General features: G+C 70.6%; 15 protein-coding genes. 13 read left to right on the top strand and 2 right to left on the bottom strand.

Features of this window, described 5'->3' with window-relative positions; genetic code table 11:
- Window positions 1-63: 63 nt before the first annotated feature.
- Window positions 64-1164 carry a Glu/Leu/Phe/Val dehydrogenase gene (locus H9658_RS06880; RefSeq protein WP_179563706.1) on the top strand — a complete coding sequence of 367 codons (1101 nt, stop codon included), beginning with the start codon at window positions 64-66 and terminating at the stop codon, window positions 1162-1164.
- Window positions 1165-1660: 496 nt separating this feature from the next.
- Here H9658_RS06880 and H9658_RS06885 read toward each other — a convergent pair whose 3' ends face one another.
- Window positions 1661-4501 carry an autotransporter serine protease gene (locus H9658_RS06885; RefSeq protein ID WP_191824814.1) on the bottom strand — a complete coding sequence of 947 codons (2841 nt, stop codon included), beginning with the start codon at window positions 4499-4501 and terminating at the stop codon, window positions 1661-1663.
- Between the two features lie 195 nt (window positions 4502-4696).
- Between H9658_RS06885 and H9658_RS06890 the strand changes: the two genes are divergently transcribed.
- From H9658_RS06890 to H9658_RS06925, 8 genes are all read left to right on the top strand, one after another.
- Window positions 4697-5872, top strand: a complete 1176-nt coding sequence (locus H9658_RS06890) for a thiolase family protein (RefSeq protein WP_191824815.1) — start codon at window positions 4697-4699, stop codon at window positions 5870-5872.
- A 123-nt stretch (window positions 5873-5995) separates the two neighbouring features.
- Window positions 5996-6337: a hypothetical protein gene (locus H9658_RS06895; protein ID WP_179563703.1), complete on the top strand. Its 342-nt coding sequence runs from the start codon at window positions 5996-5998 to the stop codon at window positions 6335-6337.
- 210 nt (window positions 6338-6547) lie between these two features.
- Window positions 6548-8236 (top strand): molecular chaperone HscC, encoded by a 1689-nt coding sequence (locus H9658_RS06900; RefSeq protein WP_179563702.1) that lies wholly within the window; start codon window positions 6548-6550, stop codon window positions 8234-8236.
- Window positions 8233-9816: a J domain-containing protein gene (locus H9658_RS06905; protein ID WP_191824816.1), complete on the top strand. Its 1584-nt coding sequence runs from the start codon at window positions 8233-8235 to the stop codon at window positions 9814-9816. Before H9658_RS06900 ends, H9658_RS06905 begins: the two co-directional genes overlap by 4 nt.
- Before the next feature lie 90 nt (window positions 9817-9906).
- Complete coding sequence (locus H9658_RS06910; protein WP_179563700.1) at window positions 9907-10266, top strand: hypothetical protein; 360 nt, start codon at window positions 9907-9909, stop codon at window positions 10264-10266.
- 187 nt (window positions 10267-10453) lie between these two features.
- On the top strand, window positions 10454-12163 hold the full coding sequence (locus tag H9658_RS06915) for a diguanylate cyclase (RefSeq protein ID WP_191824817.1): 1710 nt from the start codon (window positions 10454-10456) through the stop codon (window positions 12161-12163).
- A gap of 105 nt (window positions 12164-12268) precedes the next feature.
- Window positions 12269-12811: a bactofilin family protein gene (locus H9658_RS06920; RefSeq protein WP_191824818.1), complete on the top strand. Its 543-nt coding sequence runs from the start codon at window positions 12269-12271 to the stop codon at window positions 12809-12811.
- Window positions 12808-13176, top strand: a complete 369-nt coding sequence (locus H9658_RS06925; protein WP_003479271.1) for a hypothetical protein — start codon at window positions 12808-12810, stop codon at window positions 13174-13176. Before H9658_RS06920 ends, H9658_RS06925 begins: the two co-directional genes overlap by 4 nt.
- Before the next feature lie 461 nt (window positions 13177-13637).
- Here the strand turns inward: H9658_RS06925 and H9658_RS06930 are convergent, their stop codons facing one another.
- The gene (locus tag H9658_RS06930) at window positions 13638-15278 is read right to left on the bottom strand and encodes an acyl-CoA dehydrogenase family protein (protein WP_191824819.1); all 1641 of its coding nucleotides are present in this window, start codon (window positions 15276-15278) and stop codon (window positions 13638-13640) included.
- A gap of 112 nt (window positions 15279-15390) precedes the next feature.
- On the opposite strand from H9658_RS06930, the gene H9658_RS06935 reads away from it, so the two are divergent.
- From H9658_RS06935 to pdeM, 4 genes are read left to right on the top strand one after another with little or no spacing between them, the layout of a single operon-like run.
- Window positions 15391-16395, top strand: coding sequence for a ligase-associated DNA damage response exonuclease (locus H9658_RS06935; protein ID WP_191824820.1), 1005 nt, complete (start codon window positions 15391-15393; stop codon window positions 16393-16395).
- Window positions 16392-17984 (top strand): ATP-dependent DNA ligase, encoded by a 1593-nt coding sequence (locus H9658_RS06940; protein WP_191824821.1) that lies wholly within the window; start codon window positions 16392-16394, stop codon window positions 17982-17984. Before H9658_RS06935 ends, H9658_RS06940 begins: the two co-directional genes overlap by 4 nt.
- Window positions 17981-20521 carry a ligase-associated DNA damage response DEXH box helicase gene (locus H9658_RS06945; protein ID WP_191824822.1) on the top strand — a complete coding sequence of 847 codons (2541 nt, stop codon included), beginning with the start codon at window positions 17981-17983 and terminating at the stop codon, window positions 20519-20521. The genes H9658_RS06940 and H9658_RS06945 overlap by 4 nt, the downstream gene beginning before the upstream one ends.
- On the top strand, window positions 20511-21161 hold the full coding sequence (gene pdeM, locus H9658_RS06950; RefSeq protein WP_191824823.1) for a ligase-associated DNA damage response endonuclease PdeM: 651 nt from the start codon (window positions 20511-20513) through the stop codon (window positions 21159-21161). Before H9658_RS06945 ends, pdeM begins: the two co-directional genes overlap by 11 nt.
- Window positions 21162-21225 lie beyond the last annotated feature (64 nt).

Raw genomic sequence — 21225 nt, forward strand, 5'->3', positions numbered from 1 at the left:
ACCCTCACTAGGCAAGTTCCTGGAACCAAGGTGTCCTACACCTGCAACGCCAGCGGAGCCCCCATGCTTTTCGAAACGCTAGCCACCACCGGCCACGAACAAGTCGTCTTCTGCCACAACCGCGACGTGGGCCTGCAGGCGATCATCGCCATCCACAACACCGTGCTCGGCCCCGCGCTGGGCGGCGTGCGCATGCGCCCCTATCCCAACACCGAGGCCGCGCTGCACGATGCGCTGCGGCTCAGCCGCACGATGACCTACAAGAACGCGCTGGCCGGGCTGAACATCGGCGGCGGCAAGGCGGTGATCATCGGCGATCCCAAGGCCGACAAGTCCGAGGCGCTGTTCCGCGCGTTCGGCCGCTACGTGGATTCGCTGGGCGGGCGCTACATCACCGCCGAGGACGTCGGCACCGACGTCAACGACATGGAACAGATCTACCTGGAGACCGAGTACGTCACCGGCGTGCACCAGGTGCACGGCGGCTCCGGCGACCCGGCCCCGTTCACCGCCTATGGCGCGCTGCAGGCGTTGATGGCGTCGCTGCAGCGCAAGCTCGGCCACGAGGAGATCGGCAAGGCCAGCATCGCCGTGCAGGGCCTGGGCCACATCGGCATGGAACTGGTGAAGCTGCTGAAGGAGCGCGGCGCCAAGCTGTACGTCACCGACCTGGACCAGGCGCTGGTCGAGCGCGCGGTCGCCGAATACGGTGCAGAAGCGGTCAAGCCGGACGAGATCTACGACGTGGCCGCCGACGTGCTGGCGCCGTGCGCGCTGGAAAGCGCGATCGACGAGGCCACCCTGCCGCGGCTGAAGGCGAAGATCATCTGCGGCACCGCCAACAACCAGCTGGCCAACGCCGCAGTGGGCGAAGAACTGCACCGCCGCGGCATCCTCTATGCCCCGGACTACGCGGTCAACGCCGGCGGGGTGATGAACGTGTCGCTGGAGATCGACGGCTACAACCGCGAGCGCGCGATGCGCCTGATCCGCAGCCTGTACCACAACCTCGGCAAGATCTTCGACCTGTCCGAGCGCGACAACATCCCGCCGCAGCAGGCCGCCGATCGCATCGCCGAAGCGCGCATGCACGCGATCGGCAAGCTCAAGCTGCCGCTGGGCCGCACCGCCCCGCGCTCGATGGGACATCTGCGCGGCGAGTAGGCCAGCCAACAGCGGAACCTCCCGACGCGCAGCGCGTCGGGACTGCAGTCCCTCCCACGAGAGCCGGCACGCCATCGGCAGGCCACATGACTTCCGTAGGAGCGGCTTCAGCCGCGACGAACAAAGCCCGATCCTGCCGCAATCCATACGCATCGGGGCCGAAATCCCTCCGACCATAAGCCGGCACGGCATCGCCGGACCGGGCACCCCTGTAGGAGCGACTTCAGTCGCGACAAAGCGAAGAGTGGAAACCTGACGCTGCCCCGGCGCGTCGGGACCGAAGCATTCTCCGCGAATCAAGCGCGACTGCCTCGACCCGCACTGCATCGGCACCCAGCCGACGATAAGCCGGCACCGCATCGCCGGGGCCCGAGCGCCCCTGTAGGAGCGACTTCAGTCGCGACAAGCGAAGAGGAAAACCCGACGCTGCCTCGGCGCGTCGATGCCGAAGCTTCCTCTGCGAATCAAGCGCGGGCCATGCCAGGCCCGCACCGCATCAGAACCCCAACCGATACCGCAGCGACATCGCATGATCGTCGCCGCGCGGGCCGAAGCGCCGGTCGTAGCCGATGCCCAGCGCGCTGCTGCCCCAGCGCCGGTCCAGGCTCGCGCCGAACAGCCCGCCCGAACGCGCCGGCTGCAGATCCACCAGCGGCGCCCAGGCGTCCACGCCGACGAAACTGGCCTGGCGCTGCAAGCCTTGCGCGGCCAGGGTCTGCTGCCATTCGGCATAGCCCTGCAGCGACCAGCCGCGCCCGCCGTAACCGGCACGCAGGCCGGCCAATGCCTGGCTGCGCGAAGAGGACGCGGCCGCGGCCATCAGCCCGAAGCCGTCGCCACCCTGCTCGCGGAAGCCGTCGCTGTCGATGCGGCTGTAGTCGGCGCCGGCATACGGGGTCAGCGACGCCTTGCCGCGCCCGAAGCGGTAGCCGACTTCGACGCTGCTGGACAGGAAGCGTCCGGCGTAGCGGCTGGACGCATCGGCGACGCTGTCGCCGAGCAGCAGGCTGCGGTCGAGCTGGCGCCGGTACTGCCCGGTACCCAGCTGCGCCAGCGCGTAGGCATTGCCGGCGACCGCACCGAGATAGGCCTGGCCCTGCACCTGGCGGTCGCGGCTGTGGTCCAGGCCGCCGTCGCCGCCGCCGTCGGCGCGGCTCTCGCCGAAAGCGAAACCGGCCACGCCGTGCTCGCCCAGGCGCAGGTCCTGGCCCATCATCCAGCCGTCGAGCTGGAACTGGCTGCCGGCGAAGCTGCCCTGCCCGGTCTCGCCCAGGCGCTGGCTCCACGCGCCGATCGCGCGCGGTTGCGCGACCAGGCTGTCGAAGCGGCCGGACAGCGCGCGCCGCTGCAAGTCGATGCTGTCGAAGGTCATCGCGGTGGCCGCCGCATGCGCTTCGCCGGACAGGCTGCGCAGCGTCGCCGCCGCGGCGGCCGCGCTCGGCGATTGCTGCACCGCGCCGGCCGCCTTCAGCAGCGACGCATCGACCGTCGCCGGATCGCGGCCCAGTTGCGCATCCAGTTGCGCGAACGCCGCGTCCACGCGCGTGGCGGAGGCGAGCGTGGCGGCGGTGATGCTGCCGAAACTCGCCGCCGCGGCGGTGACGCTCAGCGCCTGCACGGTGATCGAAGCGCTGGTGCTGTCGTAGGCGAGCGACGAGGTCAGGAACACGTTCGACGGCGTGGTCACCGAGGCGAACGTGCCGCTCAGTCCGCCGCTGGTCTCGAGCACCTTGTAGGCGGTGTTGTTGACCACGTAGTCGCGCTTGCCGAGCACGTACAGCGCGCCGCCCTGCAGCGTCGCGGTACCGGTCACCGAGAGCTTGTCGCCGACCAGCAAGGCCAGCCGGCCGTTGCTGTCCTGCACGTAGTTGCCGCTCAGGCTCAGCGCCGCGGCACCGACCTGGAAGGTGCCGGAATTGCTGACGTTGCCGCGCAGCGGCCCGGTGCCGATGAAGGTGGCGCCATTGCTGATCGCCACGTTGGAGCCGCCCAGGCTGGCCGCGCTGAGCGTGCCGGCCTGCACCTGGGTCGTGCCGCTGTAGCTGTTCTGGGTGCCGCTCAGGGTCAAGGTGCCGCTGCCCTGCTTGATCAGGCCGCCGCTGCCGGCGATGTCGTTGGCCCAGGTCGAGCTGCCGCTGAAGGACACGCTGACGTCGCCCCAGTCGAACCTGGCCGGCCCCAGCACCGCCTTGCCGACGTTGAGCAGGCCGTAGCCGAAGGTGGCGTCCACGCCGGGCGTGCCCAGGTCGGTGGCGGTGCCGAGCAGGGTCTGCCGCAGCAGATCGTTGCTGAAGTAGGGAAACGCCTGCCACACCAGCGCCGCGGCACCGGAGACCAATGGCGCAGCGAACGACGTGCCGCTGCCGTAGTAGTAGTCCGGGTTGGCGGTGGCGGTGGTCGCCTTGGGATCGACGAACACTTCCGTGCCCGGCGCCACCAGGCAGTAATGCATGGCCACGCCGCAGGCGTTGGAATACGACTCCAGCTTGCTGCCGGTGCTCGCGTCCACCGCGGCCACCACCAGCCAGCCGCGTTCCAGGTCCGCCGCAGGACGGCTGCCGCCGGGGCCGGGCTGGCTGGGCAGCGCGGCGACGTCCGACGGATCGGCCTTGGCTTCGTTGCCCGCGGCGAACACCACCAGCCCGCCATTGCTCAGCACGAACGGGCGATATTCGTCGGCGATGGCGTTGGTCGCGGTCGGGTCGGTCCAGTAGATGCCGCCCCAGGAATTGTTCATCACCTTGACCCCGGTGTTGATCAGGTCCTGGTGGACGGAGGCCAGGCCCAGCGCGCCGCTGGTCTGGTTGCCCTCGCCGCTGCCGTCGTCGTCGGGCGAGGTGTCGCTGATGATGCGCGCCGACACGATCTGCGCGCCGGGCGCGATGCCGCCGGGCCACGCGCCCACCGCCTTGCCCGCGGCCAGCTGCGCGACCGTGGTGCCGTGGCCGTCGACATCGTCGACGTTGACGTTGTTCTTAGCCGGATCGACGTAGATCAGGTTGGACACCACGCGTCCGGCCAGCGCCGGGTGGTTGCGGTTCACGCCGGTGTCGACCACGCCGATGCGGTAGCCGCTGCCGTCGTAGCCGGCGTTGTGCGCGGCCAGCGTATTGGTCAGCGCCAGATGCGCGTCGAACGCCGGCTGCGGCGGTGGCGGCGAGGTCGGCGGCGAGGTGGGGGGAGAGGTCGGCGGCGGCGGTGGCGGCGGTGAGGTGGGCGGCGGCGAGGTCGGCGGCGGATCGCTGCGGGTCAGCCCGCCCCCGCCGCCACCGCCGCAGGAGGTCAACGCCACCGCCAGTGCGGTCGCCAGCAGCGACCGGGCCATCAACTTGCGCATGCTCTCTCTCCGAAGATAAGCGCGCCGGCCAAGTCGACCGGCAACGTTGCGTTAGCGGCCGCAAACGGGCGACCTGAATCGACACGAATCTACACCGGAATTCCGCCCCCGCCACCATCCCCGCCCGCGCACCGCGATTGGCAGGAGCGGCGCCGAGGCAGATAATCGGCGACTAATCTTTCGTAAGGGTTTGCCATGACCGAGATCGTCATCGCCGCGGCCAAGCGCACCGCCATCGGCGCCTTCCTGGGCCAGTTCAACGGCGTGCCCACGCCGGAACTCGGCGCCGCGGCCATCCGCGCCGCGCTGGAGCAGTCCGGCATCCCCGCCGCCGACGTGTCGGAGGTGATCATGGGCTGCGTGCTGCCGGCCAACCTCGGCCAGGCGCCGGCGCGCCAGGCCGCGCGCGCCGCCGGCGTGCCCGACGCCACCGGCGCCACCACGATCAACAAGGTCTGCGGTTCGGGCATGAAGGCGATCATGCTCGGCCACGACCTGATCAAGGCCGGCTCGGCCAGCATCGTCGTCGCCGGCGGCATGGAATCGATGAGCAACGCGCCGCACCTGCTGCCGAATTCGCGCACCGGCAACCGCTACGGCAACTTCCAGGCGGTCGATCACATGGCCTGGGACGGTCTGACCAACCCCGACGACGGCCAGGCCATGGGCGTGTTCGGCGAAGCCACCGCGGAGAAGTTCGGCTTCAGCCGCCAGGACCAGGACGCGTACGCGATCGAGTCGGTGACGCGCGCGCAGGCCGCGCAGCGCGATGGCGCCTTCGACGCGGAGATCGTGCCGGTGCGCGTGGCCACCCGCAAGGGCGAGGCGGTGTTCGCCAGCGACGAGCAGCCGGGCAAGTCCGATATCGCCAAGATCCCCACGCTGAAACCGGCGTTCAAGAAGGACGGCACGGTCACCGCCGCCAGTTCCTCCAGCATCTCCGATGGCGCCGCCGCCACGGTGCTGCTCAGCGCCGACGACGCGGCCCGCCGCGGCGTCGTGCCGCTGGCGCGGATCGTCGGCCACGCGACGTTCTCGCAGGCGCCGGAATGGTTCACCACCGCCCCGGTCGGCGCGATCAGGAAGCTGCTCGAGCAGGCCGGCTGGAGCCTGGACCAGGTCGACCTGTTCGAAATCAACGAAGCATTCGCGGTGGTGCCGATGGTGCCGATCAAGGAACTGGGGCTGGACCCGGCCAAGGTCAACGTCAACGGCGGCGCCTGCGCGCTCGGCCATCCGATCGGCGCATCCGGCGCTCGGCTGGTGGTGACATTGCTAAACGCGTTGCGCACCCGCGGCGGACGCCGCGGAATCGCCACCCTGTGCATCGGTGGCGGCGAGGCGACAGCGGTCGCCATCGAATTGATTTGATTGGAATTAACCCTTAAAACACAAAAATGAATGCGCGTGCGCTTGACAGCCGACTTTGGCTTGTCATCATGTTGAGGGCGCGCAATAGCGCGTTGCCTAACTAAACGACGAGGATAGACACACATGAGCATCAACAAGCTGCTGATCGCAATGGCCCTGGGCCTGGCCCTGGCCGCATGCTCGAAGCAGGAGCAGGCGCAGGACGCCGCTGCTTCGGCTAACGAAGCCGCCACCGACGCGCAGGCTGCTGCCGACCAGGCTTCGGCCGCCGGTGCCGCCACCGCCGATTCCGCCCAGGCTGCTGCCGACACGGCCGCTACCGCTGCCAACACCGCTGCCGACGCTTCGGCCGCTGCCGCCGCTGCCCCGACCGATGCCGCTGCCGACAAGGCTGCCGACACCGCCAAGGCTGCTGACGACACCGCCGACAAGGCCAAGGACGCTGCCGAAGAAGCCAAGAAGTAATCACTTCTCGCTTCAGGCACGTCTGAAGAAGCCGCTGGTTCGCCAGCGGCTTTTTCTTTGCCTGCGATTTGCCCAAGCGCATGCGCGACACCGGCGCTGCACGCTGCGCCGGGCTTTCGGCCGACGCTATCATTGGCGAGCGCGAGCGCCTGGCCCGCGCCATCGGCGCCGCCACTTCCCGGCCGCATTTCTTTCGCAACGGACTTGCCAATGATCGTCGGTATCGACCTCGGCACCACCCATTCCCTGATCGGCGCCTACTTCGAGCAAGGCAGCCGTTTGTTTCCCAATGCGCTCGGCGAGGTGCTGACCCCGTCGGTGGTCAGCGTCGACGACAGCGGCATCCTGGTCGGCCAGGCCGCGCGCGAACGCCTGGTCAGCCACCCGCAGCGCAGCGTGGCGGCGTTCAAGCGCTGGATGGGCAGCGACCGCGAGACCGTGCTGGGCGAACATCGCTTCCGCCCGGAAGAACTGTCGGCGATGGTGCTGCGCTCGTTGCTGGCCGATGCCGAAGCCGCGCTCGGCGAAAAGGTGCGCGAAGCGGTCATCAGCGTGCCCGCGTATTTCTCCGATGCCCAGCGCAAGGCCACCCGCGCGGCCGGCGAACTGGCCGGCATCCGCATCGAGCGGCTGATCAACGAACCCACCGCGGCCGCCCTCGCCTACGGCCTGCAGGAACGCCAGGGCCATGGCCGCTTCCTGGTGCTGGACCTGGGCGGCGGCACCTTCGACGTGTCGATCCTGGAAATGTTCGAAGGCGTCATCGAGGTCCACGCCAGCGCCGGCGACAATTTCCTCGGCGGCGAGGATTTCCTGGAACTGCTGCTGCAGGCCTTCCTGGCCGACCACGCGCTCGCGCCGCAGGCGCTGAGCGTGCAGGAAAGCGGCCAGCTGCGGCGGCGGCTGGAAACGGCCAAACGCGCGCTGTCCAGCGGTCAGGAAGCGACCGTGCAGATCGGCGTGGCCGGCCAGGCCTTGCACTGGACGCTGCACGAGGAACGCTTCAACCGCCTGGCCGAGCCCCTGCTGCAGCGCATGCGCGCGCCGCTGGAACGGGCGATGCGCGATGCGCGGCTGCAGCCGGCGCAACTGGACGAGATCGTGCTGGTCGGCGGCGCGACGCGGATGCCGCTGGTCGCCAAGCTGGTCACGCGCATGTTCGGACGGTTGCCGATGCGCCACATCAATCCCGACCAGGCGGTGGCGCTGGGCGCGGCGGTGGCGGCCGGGATGAAGGCGCGCAATGCCGCGCTGGAGGAAGTGATCCTCACCGACGTGTGCCCGTATACGCTCGGCACCGAAGTCGCCTCGCGCGACGCGCACGGCCAGCTGCGCACCGGCCTGTTCCATCCGATCATCCAGCGCAACAGCACCGTGCCGATCAGCCGCGAGGACAGCTTCTACCCGGTCCACGACGAGCAGGAACACCTGGTGATCGACGTCTACCAGGGCGAGAGCCCGCTGGTGGCCAAGAACATCAAGCTCGGCGAACTTCGGGTGCCGCTGCCCAAACACCTGCCCAAGGCCGAGAAGGGCGTCACCACCCGCTTCACCTACGACAACAACGGCCTGCTGCAGGTGGAAGTGACCGAGCACCACAGCGGTCTCAAGCACGAACTGATCCTGGAGCAGAATCCCGGCCTGCTCGGCGCCGAGCAGATCCGCGAACGGCTGGCCGCGCTGCAGGCGCTGAAGATCCATCCGCGCGAACAGCAGGACAACCTGAGCCTGCTCGCGCGCGCCGAACGCATGTACGAGGAATACCTGGACCTGCGCGAACAGATCCAGGCCTGGATCGTCGCCTTCCGCGGCGCGCTCGACACCCAGGACCTGCGCCTGATCGACGACCATCGGCAACGCCTCGGCGAGGCGCTGGACGCACTGGAGCGTCGCGCTTGAACTGGGCGTTGCGGTGGCTGCAACTGCCGCCCGATGCCGACGAAACCGCGATCAAGCGCAGCTACGCCAAGCGGCTGCGCCAGCATCGCCCGGATACCGACCCGGAAGGTTTCCAGCAACTGCACGCGGCCTACCAGGCCGCACTGGCCTGGGCGCGGGCGCGCAGCGACGAGGACGAGGACGAGGACGAGGACGTAGAGGACGACGACGCTCGCGCCGCTCCGGAGGCCGCGACCATGGCTGCCGGCCTTGGCGCCAGCAGTGGCGATGGCGCCGATCGTCGCGACGCGCAGCCGAAGCCGGCCGTTGCATCCGCCACGGACAACGATTTCCTCGATACCGAGCGGCTCCCCCCGGATACCGACGGCGACAACGCGCGCCTGGTGCAGCAGCAACGCCCGACGCCACCGACACCGACACCGCCGCCTGCGCAGATCGACGTAGCGCAGCCTCCCCCGCTGCCCGCGCCCGATCCGGATGCGCTGTGCGACGAACTGCTCGCCCTGGCCACGCGCGCCGAGCCGCAGACGCTGCAGCACTGGCTGGAACGGCAGCCCACGCTATGGTCGCTGCGCGACAAGGCTCACGTCGGCTGGCTGCTGTGCCATCGACTGCAGCAGCGAATGCCGCCGATCCAGCGCGACAATTTCGCGATCCTGCTCGGCTTCTTCGGCCTGGACGACATCGCCGCCGGTAGCGCCGCGCAGACGCTGCCGATGCTGCAGGAGCGCTTGCACCTGGCCTGGGAAATGCAGCCGGGGAACGCCCACGCTCTTGCCCGGCGCGTGTATCCGGCCGGCGACAAACGCTATCGGGTCCCCGCGCTGATGCGCCAGCTGACGCGTCCGTTCGCGCTGCCGCAGGCGCTATGGACAGGCCTGATGCCGGGACGGCCGCGGGCATTGCGGCAATTGCTGCTGCGCCTGGACCAGGGCCGTCTCGACACCCTGCCGGCACCGCTGGATCGGCAGCAAATCGGTTTCTGGATGCGCGCCACCGACGCCGGCTACCTGACCCGCGCGCGGCTGCTGGTCGGCTTGGCGCGATGTGCCGCAGCCGCGCTGCTGCTGGCCATCGTCGTGGTCCTGGCCACTGCCGCCAGCGCCCTGACGCCGGATCCGGTGCCGATGTCGTTCGCTTTGTCGCGCAGCGGCATGGCCGCCGTGACGATCGCCGCGCTGTGGGCAGTGTGGCTGGTGGTCGGCATGCTGCTGCGTTGGCAGAGCGAACCGGAGTCGGCGAATCGCTCGCCGGCGCCGCTGTGGCTGCGGCTGTTGTTCATTCCGTTGCTGGTCGGCATCGCCCTGGGCTTGATCTACGGCGCCGGACAGCGCATCCCCGGCAGCATCGTCGCCATGCTTGCGCTGCTGCTGTCGATCGTACGGGTGTGGCGGCGACGCGGCCTGGAATATCGCCTGAGCGTGCGCAGCACCTGGTGGACGATCTTCGTGATCCCCAGCCTGTTCAAAGGTTTGCTGGCATTGCTCCATTCCGGCGAGATCGGTGCGGCGCTGGCGCTCGCCTTATGGTCGTGGGACCTGCTGCACCAGCGCCGGCGGCTGCGCTGGCGGCGTAGCTGAACGCGAGCCGGCGCCGTGCGCCGGCATTGACGCCGGCTGCATGCGCGCCCGCCTAGGCTGCGCCGCATCACCCCGCAATGGAGAACGCGCATGAACAAGACCCCGATCGCGGCAATGGCCCTGCTGGGCGCCCTGGCGCTGGCCGCCTGCCAAGGCCCGGAAGCGCAGCAGGCGCAGCGCGACGCCAAGGTGGCGGCGGAGCAGACCGGCGAAGCGGCCAAAGAAGCGGCCGACCAGGCCGCGCAGACCGGCCACGAAATCGCCGCCGACGCCCGCGACGCGGCACACCGCGCCGCCAACTCCGAGGCGGTGCAGGATGCCTCGGCCGCTGCCAAGGAAGCCGCGGCCGACGCCAGCGAGGCCACTGCCAGCGCAGCGCAGAAGCTCGCCGACAAGGCGCGCGAGAACGCCAACGAAGATCCGCACAACGGCGACAAAGAGAAGCATTGACCGCCCCCGCCGCACTCGCGCCCTGCGCACGAGTGCGGCGGTCGCGTTGCGGCTCCGCGAACCGCGCAGCCCAGGCAAAACCGGCGTTGCTGCGCCGATGTCGCAATCCGGCCGCGTCGCGGCGTGACCTAGGGCACCTTTTGCACGCGAAGGTTCTGCCGATCCGGTCCCTGGTTACAATTCCCCCATGTCGACGTTCCAACGCGTGCGGATCAGAACCCGCCTAGCGCTTCTGTTCTCCGCCCTGGTCTTCGTCTCGATCGGGTTCGGGGTGTTTTCCGGCGCGCAGCGTTCGATCTCGGATGCGGCGCGCGTGGCCCATACCCACCAGGTGCTGCGCAGCATCGACGAAGTGCAATCGACCCTGCTGCAGGCCGAAACCGCGGCGCGCGGCTACGAACTCACCGGCAACCAGGCCTACCTGAGCAACTATCGCGACAGCGCCGAACGCGTGCCGCGGCACCTGGCGCAACTGCGCGCACTGGTCGTCGACAACCCGGTACAGATCGCGAACCTGGACATCCTGCAGCGCCTCGTGCAGGCGCGGCTGACGCAGATGCGGCAGATGCTCGACCTCTACCAGCGCGATGGATTGGAGGCGCTGCAGCGCGCGATGGCGCCGAGCGTGTTCCAGGACTCCGGTGCGATCCGCGACCATGTGCAGCAGATGACCGAGCTGGAGCAACAGCTGCTGCAGAGCCGCGACCGTTCCAACCAGCGCAGTTCGGATCTGCTGCTGGCGCTGGCCCTGGCCGGCATTCCGTTCGGCCTGGGCAGCGTGGGCGTGGTCTATGCGCTGCTGTTCCGCGAATTGCGCAACCGCAGCAACGCCGAGCATGCCGCTTCGGTCGCCAACGACAAGCTGGCCGCCAGCATCCACGACCTGGAGCGCACCAGCGCCGACCTCAATGCGCTCAGCCGCTACACCGGCCTGCTGCAGAGCTGCGTGGACCCCAAGGAAGCGCTGGAGGTGACCGCGCGCATGCTCGCCGCGCTGATGCCCGACGCCGGCGGCAGCGTGTACCTGCTGCGTGCGTCGCGGGATCGCGCCGAATCCATCGTCGCCTGGGGCGAGGCGCCGGTGCGCAGCGAACCGGCCGTGGCGCCCGAGGAATGCTGGGCGCTGCGCCGCGACAAGGCGCATTTCGTGCACGCGCTGCGCCACGACTCGGCATGCGCGCATCTGCTCGACGATCCGCAGGCGGTCGGCGCCAGCAGCGCCTGCATTCCGTTGTCCGCGCAAGGCACGCAGCTGGGCTTCGTGTTCCTGGCCGGTCCCGGCTCCGGGCCGCTGCCGCGCATCGCCATCGCCGAGGCCGCCGCCGAGCAGCTGTCGTTGGCGCTGAGCAACCTGCGCCTGCGCGAATCGCTGCGCCTGCAGTCGATCCGCGACCCGCTCACCGGCCTGTTCAACCGCCGCTACCTGGAGGAGTCGCTGAACCACGAACTGGCGCGCTGCGCACGCCGCTCGGTGCCGCTGTCGCTGCTGATGCTGGACGTGGACCACTTCAAGCACTTCAACGACCTGCACGGCCATGGCGGCGGCGACAGCCTGCTCGCCGCGGTCGGGCAGATGCTCGCCTCGCGGCTGCGCGGCGAAGACATCGCCTGCCGCTACGGCGGCGAGGAATTCACCGTGATCCTGCCGGAAACCGGCGCGGAGGCGGCGCTGGCGATCGCCGAGCAGATCCGCAGCGCCGCGCAGCAGATGACCACCACCCTGGACGGCAAGGCGTTGCCCGGGGTCACGGTCTCGATCGGGCTGGCCAGCTATTCGCGCGACGGCGTGGTCGCCACCACCTTGCTGCGCAAGGCCGATGCGGCGCTGTACCGGGCCAAGCGCAGCGGCCGCAACCAGGTGCAGCAGTTCGATCCGGCGCTGGACGGCATGGGGTGATCGCCGCGATCGCCGCACGAGGAACGCACTTTAGCGATAGTTGTCACAAAACCTGCGCGATAGAGCGGCGATAGTCGGGTTTCCCCCGACTGGAGACGTCTGCGCATGTCCATCTGGAAAGATCAGGGTACCCCGCGCAAGGATGGCCTGCCGCTGCCCGGCGCGCCCGCCGGCACCGCAGTGCCCGAGCCGCGGCCGGCCACCGAATCGGCGGCCGGCGAGTCCGCGGTCAGCGTCGCCGCGGCCGCTCCCCTCCCCGTACGCGCCGCAGCGCCAGCGGCAAAGGAGTCGCTGATCGCTGCCGACATCACCATCGAAGGCAAGATCGAAGGCACCGGCCACATCCGCATCGCCGGCAAGTTCAAGGGCGACGTCAACGTGCAGGGCGACCTGACCATCGAGACCGGAGCCAAGCTCAGCGGCGGCGTGCGCGCCAACAAGGTGATCATCGCCGGCGAGCTGGAAGGCAACATCGAATCGGCCTCGCAGGTGGAGCTGCTGGCCTCCGGCGCGCTGATCGGCGACGTCAAGGCCGGCTCGCTGACCGTGGCCTCCGGCGCGCGGATGCGCGGCCAGGCCGATTTCGGCTGGGAAGACGACAAGGGCCGCAAGGGCGGCAAGCCGACGGAGCCCGACGCCGGCGCATGAGCACGCCGCGTCCCGGCACCCCGGGGGCGACCCGGACCTGCCCCCACTGCAAGGCGACGATTCTGGAGAGCGCCAGCGTCTGCCCGGCCTGCAAGCACCACCTGCGCTTCGACTCGGCGGTGCTGCAGCAATCGGCGCCAACCGCGACGGTGCCGCTGCGCGTGCAGGGCACCATCCAGCATCCCGCCGACGGCACCGCGTGGGAGTACACGGTGGTGGTGACGATCCGCAACGGCCGCGGCGAGGAGATCAAGCGCCAGCTGGTCGGCGTCGGCGCGATGCTGGACGGCGAGGAGCGCAGTTTCACCCTGTCGGTGGAGGCGACCCAGGCCAAGGGCGGCGGCAAGCGCGGGACGCGGCATTAGGCTTACTGGCTGGCCGGACCCCTCATCCGCCGCTGCGGGGCACCTTTTCCCGGTGGGAGAAGTGAACAGCCGTATCCCCTCTCCCACCGGGAGAGGGGTTGGGGTGAGGGTACGGCGCGAAGCGACTCGCGGAGTTTGGGTGCATGAGGCTGCGCCCGGACCCTCATCCGCCCCTGCGGGGCACCTTCCCCCGAAAAGGGGGCCATGGTCCCGAGAGGAGAAGGAACAGCCGCTAGCCCCTCTCCCCTCGGAAGAGGGGTTGGGGTGAGGGTCAGGCGCGAAGCGTCTCGCGGAGTTTGGGTGCACGAGGCTGCGCCCGGACCCTCATCCGCCCCTGCGGGGCACCTTCCCCCGAAAAGGGGGCCATGGTCCCGATGGGAGAAGGAACAGCCGACTAGCCCCTCTCCCACCGGGAGAGGGGTTGGGGTGAGGGTCCGGCGCCCGCTGCACTTGTCCACCCGTCAGGGCAACACCCGCGCCAACAGCTCGTCCACCGGCACATCCGCGTCCAGCGTCCCGAACGCCAGCCCGTGCGCGCCTGCCAGGCGACTGCGCACGAACGCATCGGCAGCAGGGCTGGCGCTGCGCAACAGCAGCGCAGCCTGCAACGCCAGCGCGATGCGTTCGCTGATGCGGCGCGCGGCGTATTCGTCCACCTCGCCGTTGCCGGCCAGCGGCGCGCGCAACGCGTCCAGCGCCTTGTCGTACTCCGGGCTCGCACCCGCCGCGGCCTCCAACTCTGAAAGCAGCGCCGCCGCGCTGGCCGGCTCGCGCGCCAGCGCACGCAGCACGTCCAGGCACTGGATGTTGCCGCTGCCTTCCCAGATCGAATTCAGCGGCGCCTGCCGGTACAGCCGCGGCAAAATCGATTCCTCGACATAACCCGCACCGCCCAGGCATTCCTGCGCTTCGTTGACGAAGGCCGGCGCGCGCTTGCACAACCAGTACTTGCCCAGCGCGGTGGCGATGCGCGCGAACGCGGCTGCGGCCGGATCGCGTTCGGCCGCATCCACCGCGCGCGCCACGCGCATGGCGAACGCGGTGGCCGCCTCCGATTCGAGCGCCAGGTCGGCGAGCACGTTGCGCATCAGCGGCTGCTCGACCAGGCGCTTGCCGAACGCGACGCGATGCCGCGCGTGATGCAGCGCCTGCGCCAGCGCCATGCGCATCTGCGCGGCGGCGGCGAGCATGCAGTCCAGCCGGGTCAGCATCACCATGCCGATGATGCGCGCCACGCCGCGTCCTTCCGCGCCGATGCGCTGCACCCAGGCGCCGGCGAATTCGACTTCGCTGGACGCGTTCGACCAGTCGCCGAGCTTGTCCTTCAACCGCATCAGCCGCAGCGCGTTGAGCCGGCCGTCGGGCAGGCGCCGCGGCAGCAGGAAGCAACTCAATCCACCCGGCGCCTGCGCCAGCACCAGAAAACCGTCGGACATCGGCGCGGAGAAGAACCACTTGTGCCCGACCAGCGCGTACGCGCCGTCGGCGCCCAGCGGCGTGGCGACCGTGGCGTTGCTGCGCACGTCCGAGCCGCCCTGCTTCTCGGTCATGCCCATGCCCAGCGTGATGCCGGCCTTGTCGGCGATCGGCACGTCGCGCGGGTCGTAGTGCGGCGCGGCGGCCTTGTTCGCCCAATCGCGCAGCGCCGGTTCCTGGCGCAGCACCGCGACCGCGGCATGGGTCATCGTCAACGGACAGCTGGTGCCGGCCTCGGCCTGGTGATGCAGGTAGCTCAGCGCCGCCCGCGCCACGTGCGCGCCCGGCCGCGGCACGTGCCAGGACAGACCGGCCACGCCATGGGTCTTGGCCGCATCCAGCAGCTGGTGGTAGGCCGGATGGAATTCGACCGTGTCGATGCGGTGGCCGTAGCGGTCGTGCGTGCGCAGCCGCGGGCGGTCGCGATTGGCGTCGAAGCCGAGCCGGTACAGGGTGTCGCCGGCCAGCGCGCCGTACTGCGCCAGCTGCGCGGCGAACGCTTCGCCGCCCTCGCGCGCGACCGCGGCGCGCAGCACCGCATCGTCGGCCCACAGATCGCGCGGCTCGAACGGCGGCGGCTGGTTGTCGACCACGTGCGTGGCGAAGGCGGGCAGGTCCGGTTGCATCCATCTTCCTCCCAGAAGCGCGTCCCGCATTGTGGCCGATTCGCGCGCGCACGGTGAATCGCTCAGCCTGGATTCTCATCTCCTGCACACCGCGTTGGACACAGTGGCGGGCATGCCGAATCCCGCCTCCCAGGACCTGGTGGTGCTGCGCCCGGAAGGGCTGTACTGCCCCGCCGGCGACTTCCACATCGATCCCTGGCGGCCGGTGCCGCGCGCGGTCATCACCCATGGCCACGGCGACCACGCGCGCGCCGGCATGGGCGAATACCACTGCGCCGCCGCCGGCCTGCCGATCCTGCGCTGGCGCCTCGGCGACCAGGCCTACCGCGCCTACGACTACGGCGAACGCTTCGCGCTGGGCGCAGCAACGGTGTCGCTGCATCCGGCCGGGCACGTGCTCGGCTCGGCGCAGGTGCGCATCGACGTGGACGGCGAAGTGTGGGTGGCCTCGGGCGACTACAAACGCCAGCCCGACCCGACCTGCGCGGCGTTCGAGGTGGTGCGCTGCGACACCTTCATCACCGAGGCCACCTTCGGCCTGCCGGTATACCGCTGGCCGGACACCGCCGCGGTGGCGCGCGAGATCGTCGCCTGGCGCCACGAATGCGCCGCGCGCGGCGAGGCCGCGGTGCTGTTCTGTTATGCGCTGGGCAAGGCGCAACGGGTGCTGGCCGAACTGCAGCCGTGGGACGACCAGCCGGCACTGCTGCATGGCGCAGTCGCCGCCGGTGTGGCGGTGTACCGCGACGCCGGCATCGCGATGCTGGACACGCACCCGGTGGCCGACATGGACAAGCGCGCCGACTACGCCGGGCAGCTGGTGCTGGCGCCGCCGTCGGCCGCAGGCAGCCCGTGGCTGCGCCGCTTCCGCCATGCGCAGCTCGGCTTCGCCTCGGGCTGGATGCGGCTGCGCGGCAACCGTCGCCGGCGCAACTACGACCGCGGCTTCGTGGTCTCCGACCATGCCGATTGGCCGGACCTGCTGCGCACCATCGAGGAAACCGGCGCGCGACGGGTCATCGCCACCCACGGCAACACCGACGCGATCATCCGCGCCTTGAACGAACGCGGCGTCGCCGCCGAGGCGTTCCGCACCGACTACGGTGCCGAGGAATGAAGCGCTTCGCCGCGCTGTACCGGCAGCTGGACCAAAGCACCGCGACGCTGGACAAGCGCGCCGCGCTGGTCGCGTATTTCGAACAGGCTCCGCCGGCCGACGCGGCATGGGCGATCTGGCTGCTGAGCGGCGGCAAACTGCGGCGCATCGCCAATACCCGCGAACTGCGCGAGTGGATCGCGCAGGAAAGCGGCCTGCCCGGCTGGCTGGTCGACGACAGCTACGACCACGTCGGCGACCTCGCCGAAACCCTCACCTTGCTGCTCGACGATCCGGCCGCAGCCTCCGATCCGGCGCCGCTGCGCGACTGGATCGAGGAACGCCTGCTGCCGGTCGCCGCGCAGGACGAGGCCGCGCGCCACGCCGCGGTGCTCGCCGGCTGGCGCAGCCTGGCGTTCGACGAACGCCTGCTGTTCAACAAGCTGCTCACCGGCGCGCTGCGCGTGGGCGTGTCGCAGCGGCTGGTGCAGCAGGCGCTGGCGGCGATGTCGGGGATCGACATCGCGCGCATCGCCCAGCGCATGCTCGGCGCGTGGTCGCCGACCCCGGCCGCACTGGAAGACCTGTTGTCGCACGAGGTGCTGGCCAGCGACCGCCAGCAGCCCTACCCGTTCTTCCTGGCATCGCCGCTGGAAAACGACGTGGCCACGCTGGGTGCGATCGACGACTGGCAACTGGAATGGAAGTGGGACGGCATCCGCCTGCAGTTGATCCGCCGCGCCGGCGAGACGGCGCTGTGGTCGCGCGGCGAGGAACGCCTGGACGGCCGCTTCCCCGAGATCGAGACCGCCGCGGCCACACTGCCACGCGATGCGGTGATCGACGGCGAACTGCTGGGCTGGCGCGACGGCGACATCGCGCCGCTGCCGTTCACCGCGCTGCAGACCCGCATCCAACGCCGCAAGCCCGGCGCCAAGACGCTGGACGACACGCCGGCGCGGGTGCTCGCCTACGACCTGCTGGAGCTGGACGGCGTCGACCTGCGCGAGCAGCCGCTGGCGCAGCGCCGCGCGCAGCTGCAGGCCTTGCTCGCTGCGCATGCCGATCCGCGCATCGTGCTGTCGCCGCAGGTACAGGCCGCCTCGTGGGAAGACGCCGCAACGCTGCGCGAGGATTCGCGCGAGCGCGGCGTGGAAGGGCTGATGCTCAAGCGCGCCGCGTCGCCCTACCAATCCGGGCGCCGCTGCGGCGACTGGTGGAAGTGGAAGATCGAACCGCTGACCATCGACGCGGTGCTGCTGTACGCGCAGGCCGGCCACGGCCGCCGCAGCACGCTGTACACCGACTACACCTTCGGACTGTGGGACGGCGCGCAACTGGTGCCGGTGGCCAAGGCGTATTCGGGCCTGGACGACAGCGAGATCCTGGCCTTGGACCGCTGGATCCGCGCGCACACCACCGAACGCTTCGGCCCGGTGCGCGCGGTGACGCCGTACCACGTGTTCGAACTCGGCTTCGAGGCGGTGAACAAGAGCAGCCGGCACAAGTCCGGCATCGCGGTGCGGTTCCCGCGCATCCTGCGCTGGCGCCACGACAAGCCGTTCGCCGAAGCCGACCGGCTGGCCACGCTGCAGGCGCTGGCGCGATGACCGCGGCGCAGGCGCGCAAGCGCCCGGCCGATGCGCCGCTGTACGCATGGTTCGCCGCGCAAGGCTGGCAACCGCTGCCATTCCAGCGCGCACTGTGGCGGCACTACCTGGAAGGTGGCTCGGGCCTGCTGCACACGCCCACCGGCAGCGGCAAGACGCTGGCCGCGTTCGGCGGCCCGCTGCTGGAAGGCCTGCGCGAACAGGCCGCGCTGCAGGCGGCGGCAGACAAGCGGCCACGCCGCGCGAAGGCAGCCGCTGCCGACAAGACCGCGTCGGCATCGAGGTCGCGCAGGCAGGCGCAGCGCGACCTGAAAGTGCTGTGGATCACCCCGCTGCGCGCGCTCGCCGCCGACACCTTGCGCGCGTTGCGCGAACCGGCGGAAGCGCTGGGCCTGGACTGGCAGATCGGCCTGCGCACCGGCGATGCCAGCGCGCGCGACAAGCGCCTGGCGCGCAGCGGCAAGCTCGACGTGCTGGTGACCACGCCCGAATCGCTGGCGCTGCTGCTGTCCTATCCGGACACCGCGCCGCAGCTGGCGACGCTGCGCTGCGTGATCGTCGACGAATGGCACGAGTTGCTCGGCAACAAGCGCGGCGTGCTGCTGCAGCTGTGCCTGGCGCGGCTGCGCGCGTGGGCGCCGGCGCTGCGTACCTGGGGGCTGTCGGCCACGCTCGGCAATCTGGACGAGGCGCGCGACGTGCTGCTGCCGCATGTGGCGGATGCGCCGATCGTGGCCGGGGTCAAGCCGCGCACGCTGACCCTGGAAACGCTGACCCCGGCCAGCGGCGAGCGCTTCCCCTGGGCCGGCCACCTGGGCCTGGCGCAGTTGCCTCGGGTGCTGGAAAAACTGTTCGCGGTGCGTACCAGCCTGCTGTTCACCAACACCCGCGCGCAGGCCGAACTGTGGCACCAGGCACTGGAATCGGTGTGGCCCGAGGACGCGCAGAGCCTGGCCCTGCACCACGGCTCGCTGGACCCGGCGCTGCGCCGCACCGCCGAGCAAGGCCTGCGCGACGGCAGCCTGCGCTGCGTGGTCGCGACCTCGAGCCTGGACCTGGGCGTGGATTTTCCCGCGGTCGACCAGGTGCTGCAGATCGGCAGTCCGAAGGGCGTGGCGCGGCTGCTGCAGCGCGCCGGCCGCGCCAAGCACCGCCCCGGCGAGGCCGGCCACGTGCTGTGCGTGCCCTCGCATGCGCTGGAGTTGGTCGAGTACGCCGCCGCGCGCCGCGCCATCGCCCACGGCCGCATCGAATCGCGCCCGTCCCCGCGGCTGTCGCTGGACGTGCTGGCGCAGCATTGTGTGACCTGCGCGCTGGGCGGCGGCTTCCGCGCCGACGCGCTGTTCGCCGAAGTCCGCGGCAGCGCCGCGTTCGCGGCACTCGATGCGCCGACCTGGGCCGCGGTGCTGGAGTTCGTCGTGCAGGGCGGGCGCGCGCTGGCGCAGTACCCGGACTACCGCAAGGTGGTGCGCGACGAGGACGGCGTGTACCGCGTGCACGACCGCCGCATCGCGCTGCGTCATCGCCTGTCGATCGGCACCATCACCAGCGACGGCAGCGTCGCGGTGCGCTTCCTGCGCGGCGGCCGGCTCGGCGCGGTGGAAGAACAGTTCGTCGGCCGCCTGCGCCGCGGCGACCGCTTCCAGTTCGCCGGGCGCCTGCTGGAGCTGGTGCGGCTGGAGGACATGACCGCCTACGTGCGCCTGGCCAAGGGCGGCGACGGCAGCGTGCCGAAATGGATGGGCGGGCGCATGCCGCTGTCCTCGGCGCTGGCGCATGAAGTGGAAGCCGTCTTCGCCGAGCCGCGCGGCGAGGAAGAACTGCGCGCATTGGCGCCGCTGCTCGGCCTGCAGCGCGCGCTGTCGGCGCTGCCGTCGCCGCAGCGGCTGCTGGTGGAAAGCGTGCGCGCCCGCGACGGCCGCCACGTGTTCGTCTATCCGTTCGCCGGGCGCCAGGTGCACGAAGGTCTGGCCGCGCTGCTGGCGCTGCGCTGGGGCCGGCGCCAGCGCAACACTTTCAGCTTCGCCGCCAACGACTACGGGCTGGTGCTGTCGCCGGCGCAAGAAGTGGCCACCGACGCAGCGCTGCTGCGCGAACTGCTCAGCCCCGAGCACCTGTTCGAGGACCTTCGCGAAAGCCTCAACCTGGGCGAACTGGCGCGGCGCCAGTTCCGCGAGATCGCGCGCGTGTCCGGCCTGCTGCCGCCGAGCCTGCCCGGCGGCACGCCGCGCAGCCTGCGCCAGCTGCAGGCCTCCAGCGGCCTGTTGTACGACGTGCTGAGCCGCTTCGATCCCGGGCACCTGCTGCTGGCGCAGGCCGAACGCGAAGTGCTGCAGGGCGAGATGGAACTGACCCGGCTCGCCGCCACCCTGCACGACTGCGCCGCGCGCGAACTGGCCGTGTACACGCCGCGCAGCCTGACGCCGCTGTCGTTCCCGCTGTGGGCCGAGAGCATCCGCGGCCAGCTCAGCACCGAGGACTGGAAGGCGCGGGTGACGCGCGCGGCCGCGCAGCTGGAACAACGCCATGCGCGCTGAACTGGACTGGCGCCTGGCCGGCGAGCCGATGACTCTGCTCGGCGAACGCGCGTTGTACTGGCCGGCGCGCCGGCGGCTGCTGATCGCCGACCTGCACCTGGGCAAGGCCGACGTGTTCCGCCGCGCCGGCATCGGCCTGCCCAGTGGCGGCACCGCGCTGGACCTGCAGCGCCTCGCCGCACTGCTGCAGGCACAGGACGCGCAGGAACTGTGGATCCTCGGCGACGTGCTGCACGGCGCCGCGCCCGCGGCCGCCTGGCAGCGCGACTGGCACGCCTGGCGCGCCGCGCATCCACAGTTGCGCGTGGCCGCGATCGCCGGCAACCACGACCGCGCGCTGGCCGGCGCCGGATTGGACATCGCGCCGCTCGGCGAACAGGTCGAGGACGGCCCGTTCGCGCTGCGCCACGATCCGGTGCCGCACCCGCACCTGCACGTGCTGTGCGGACACCTGCATCCGCTGGCGAAACTGCCCGGCATGCGCCAACGCTGGCCGGCGTTCTGGCTGCGCGAACGGATGACGGTGCTGCCCGCGTTCTCGCAGTTCACCGCCGGCGTGGTGCCGATCCTGGACCCGGGCGAACGCCTGGTCGTCTGCGTCGAAGGCGCGACGCTGGCGTTGCCGGCGGTAATGAAATAGCGCGCCCCCCCAGATACGCCGATCGCCCCCTGTGGGAGGGACTTCAGTCCCGACGCGTTATCGG

Origin of the sequence: Xanthomonas bonasiae (genome assembly GCF_014836395.1) — a bacterium.
Lineage (GTDB): Bacteria > Pseudomonadota > Gammaproteobacteria > Xanthomonadales > Xanthomonadaceae > Xanthomonas_A > Xanthomonas_A bonasiae.

Bases quoted from the DNA above. Each gene is read 5' to 3' on its own strand.
- H9658_RS06880 (WP_179563706.1), top strand. From the start codon at position 64: ATGCTTTTCGAAACGCTAGCCACCACCGGCCACGAACAAGTCGTCTTC.
- H9658_RS06885 (WP_191824814.1), bottom strand. From the start codon at position 4,501: ATGCGCAAGTTGATGGCCCGGTCGCTGCTGGCGACCGCACTGGCGGTG.
- H9658_RS06890 (WP_191824815.1), top strand. From the start codon at position 4,697: ATGACCGAGATCGTCATCGCCGCGGCCAAGCGCACCGCCATCGGCGCC.
- H9658_RS06895 (WP_179563703.1), top strand. From the start codon at position 5,996: ATGAGCATCAACAAGCTGCTGATCGCAATGGCCCTGGGCCTGGCCCTG.
- H9658_RS06900 (WP_179563702.1), top strand. From the start codon at position 6,548: ATGATCGTCGGTATCGACCTCGGCACCACCCATTCCCTGATCGGCGCC.
- H9658_RS06910 (WP_179563700.1), top strand. From the start codon at position 9,907: ATGAACAAGACCCCGATCGCGGCAATGGCCCTGCTGGGCGCCCTGGCG.
- H9658_RS06915 (WP_191824817.1), top strand. From the start codon at position 10,454: ATGTCGACGTTCCAACGCGTGCGGATCAGAACCCGCCTAGCGCTTCTG.
- H9658_RS06920 (WP_191824818.1), top strand. From the start codon at position 12,269: ATGTCCATCTGGAAAGATCAGGGTACCCCGCGCAAGGATGGCCTGCCG.
- H9658_RS06925 (WP_003479271.1), top strand. From the start codon at position 12,808: ATGAGCACGCCGCGTCCCGGCACCCCGGGGGCGACCCGGACCTGCCCC.
- H9658_RS06930 (WP_191824819.1), bottom strand. From the start codon at position 15,278: ATGCAACCGGACCTGCCCGCCTTCGCCACGCACGTGGTCGACAACCAG.
- H9658_RS06935 (WP_191824820.1), top strand. From the start codon at position 15,391: ATGCCGAATCCCGCCTCCCAGGACCTGGTGGTGCTGCGCCCGGAAGGG.
- H9658_RS06940 (WP_191824821.1), top strand. From the start codon at position 16,392: ATGAAGCGCTTCGCCGCGCTGTACCGGCAGCTGGACCAAAGCACCGCG.
- H9658_RS06945 (WP_191824822.1), top strand. From the start codon at position 17,981: ATGACCGCGGCGCAGGCGCGCAAGCGCCCGGCCGATGCGCCGCTGTAC.
- pdeM (WP_191824823.1), top strand. From the start codon at position 20,511: ATGCGCGCTGAACTGGACTGGCGCCTGGCCGGCGAGCCGATGACTCTG.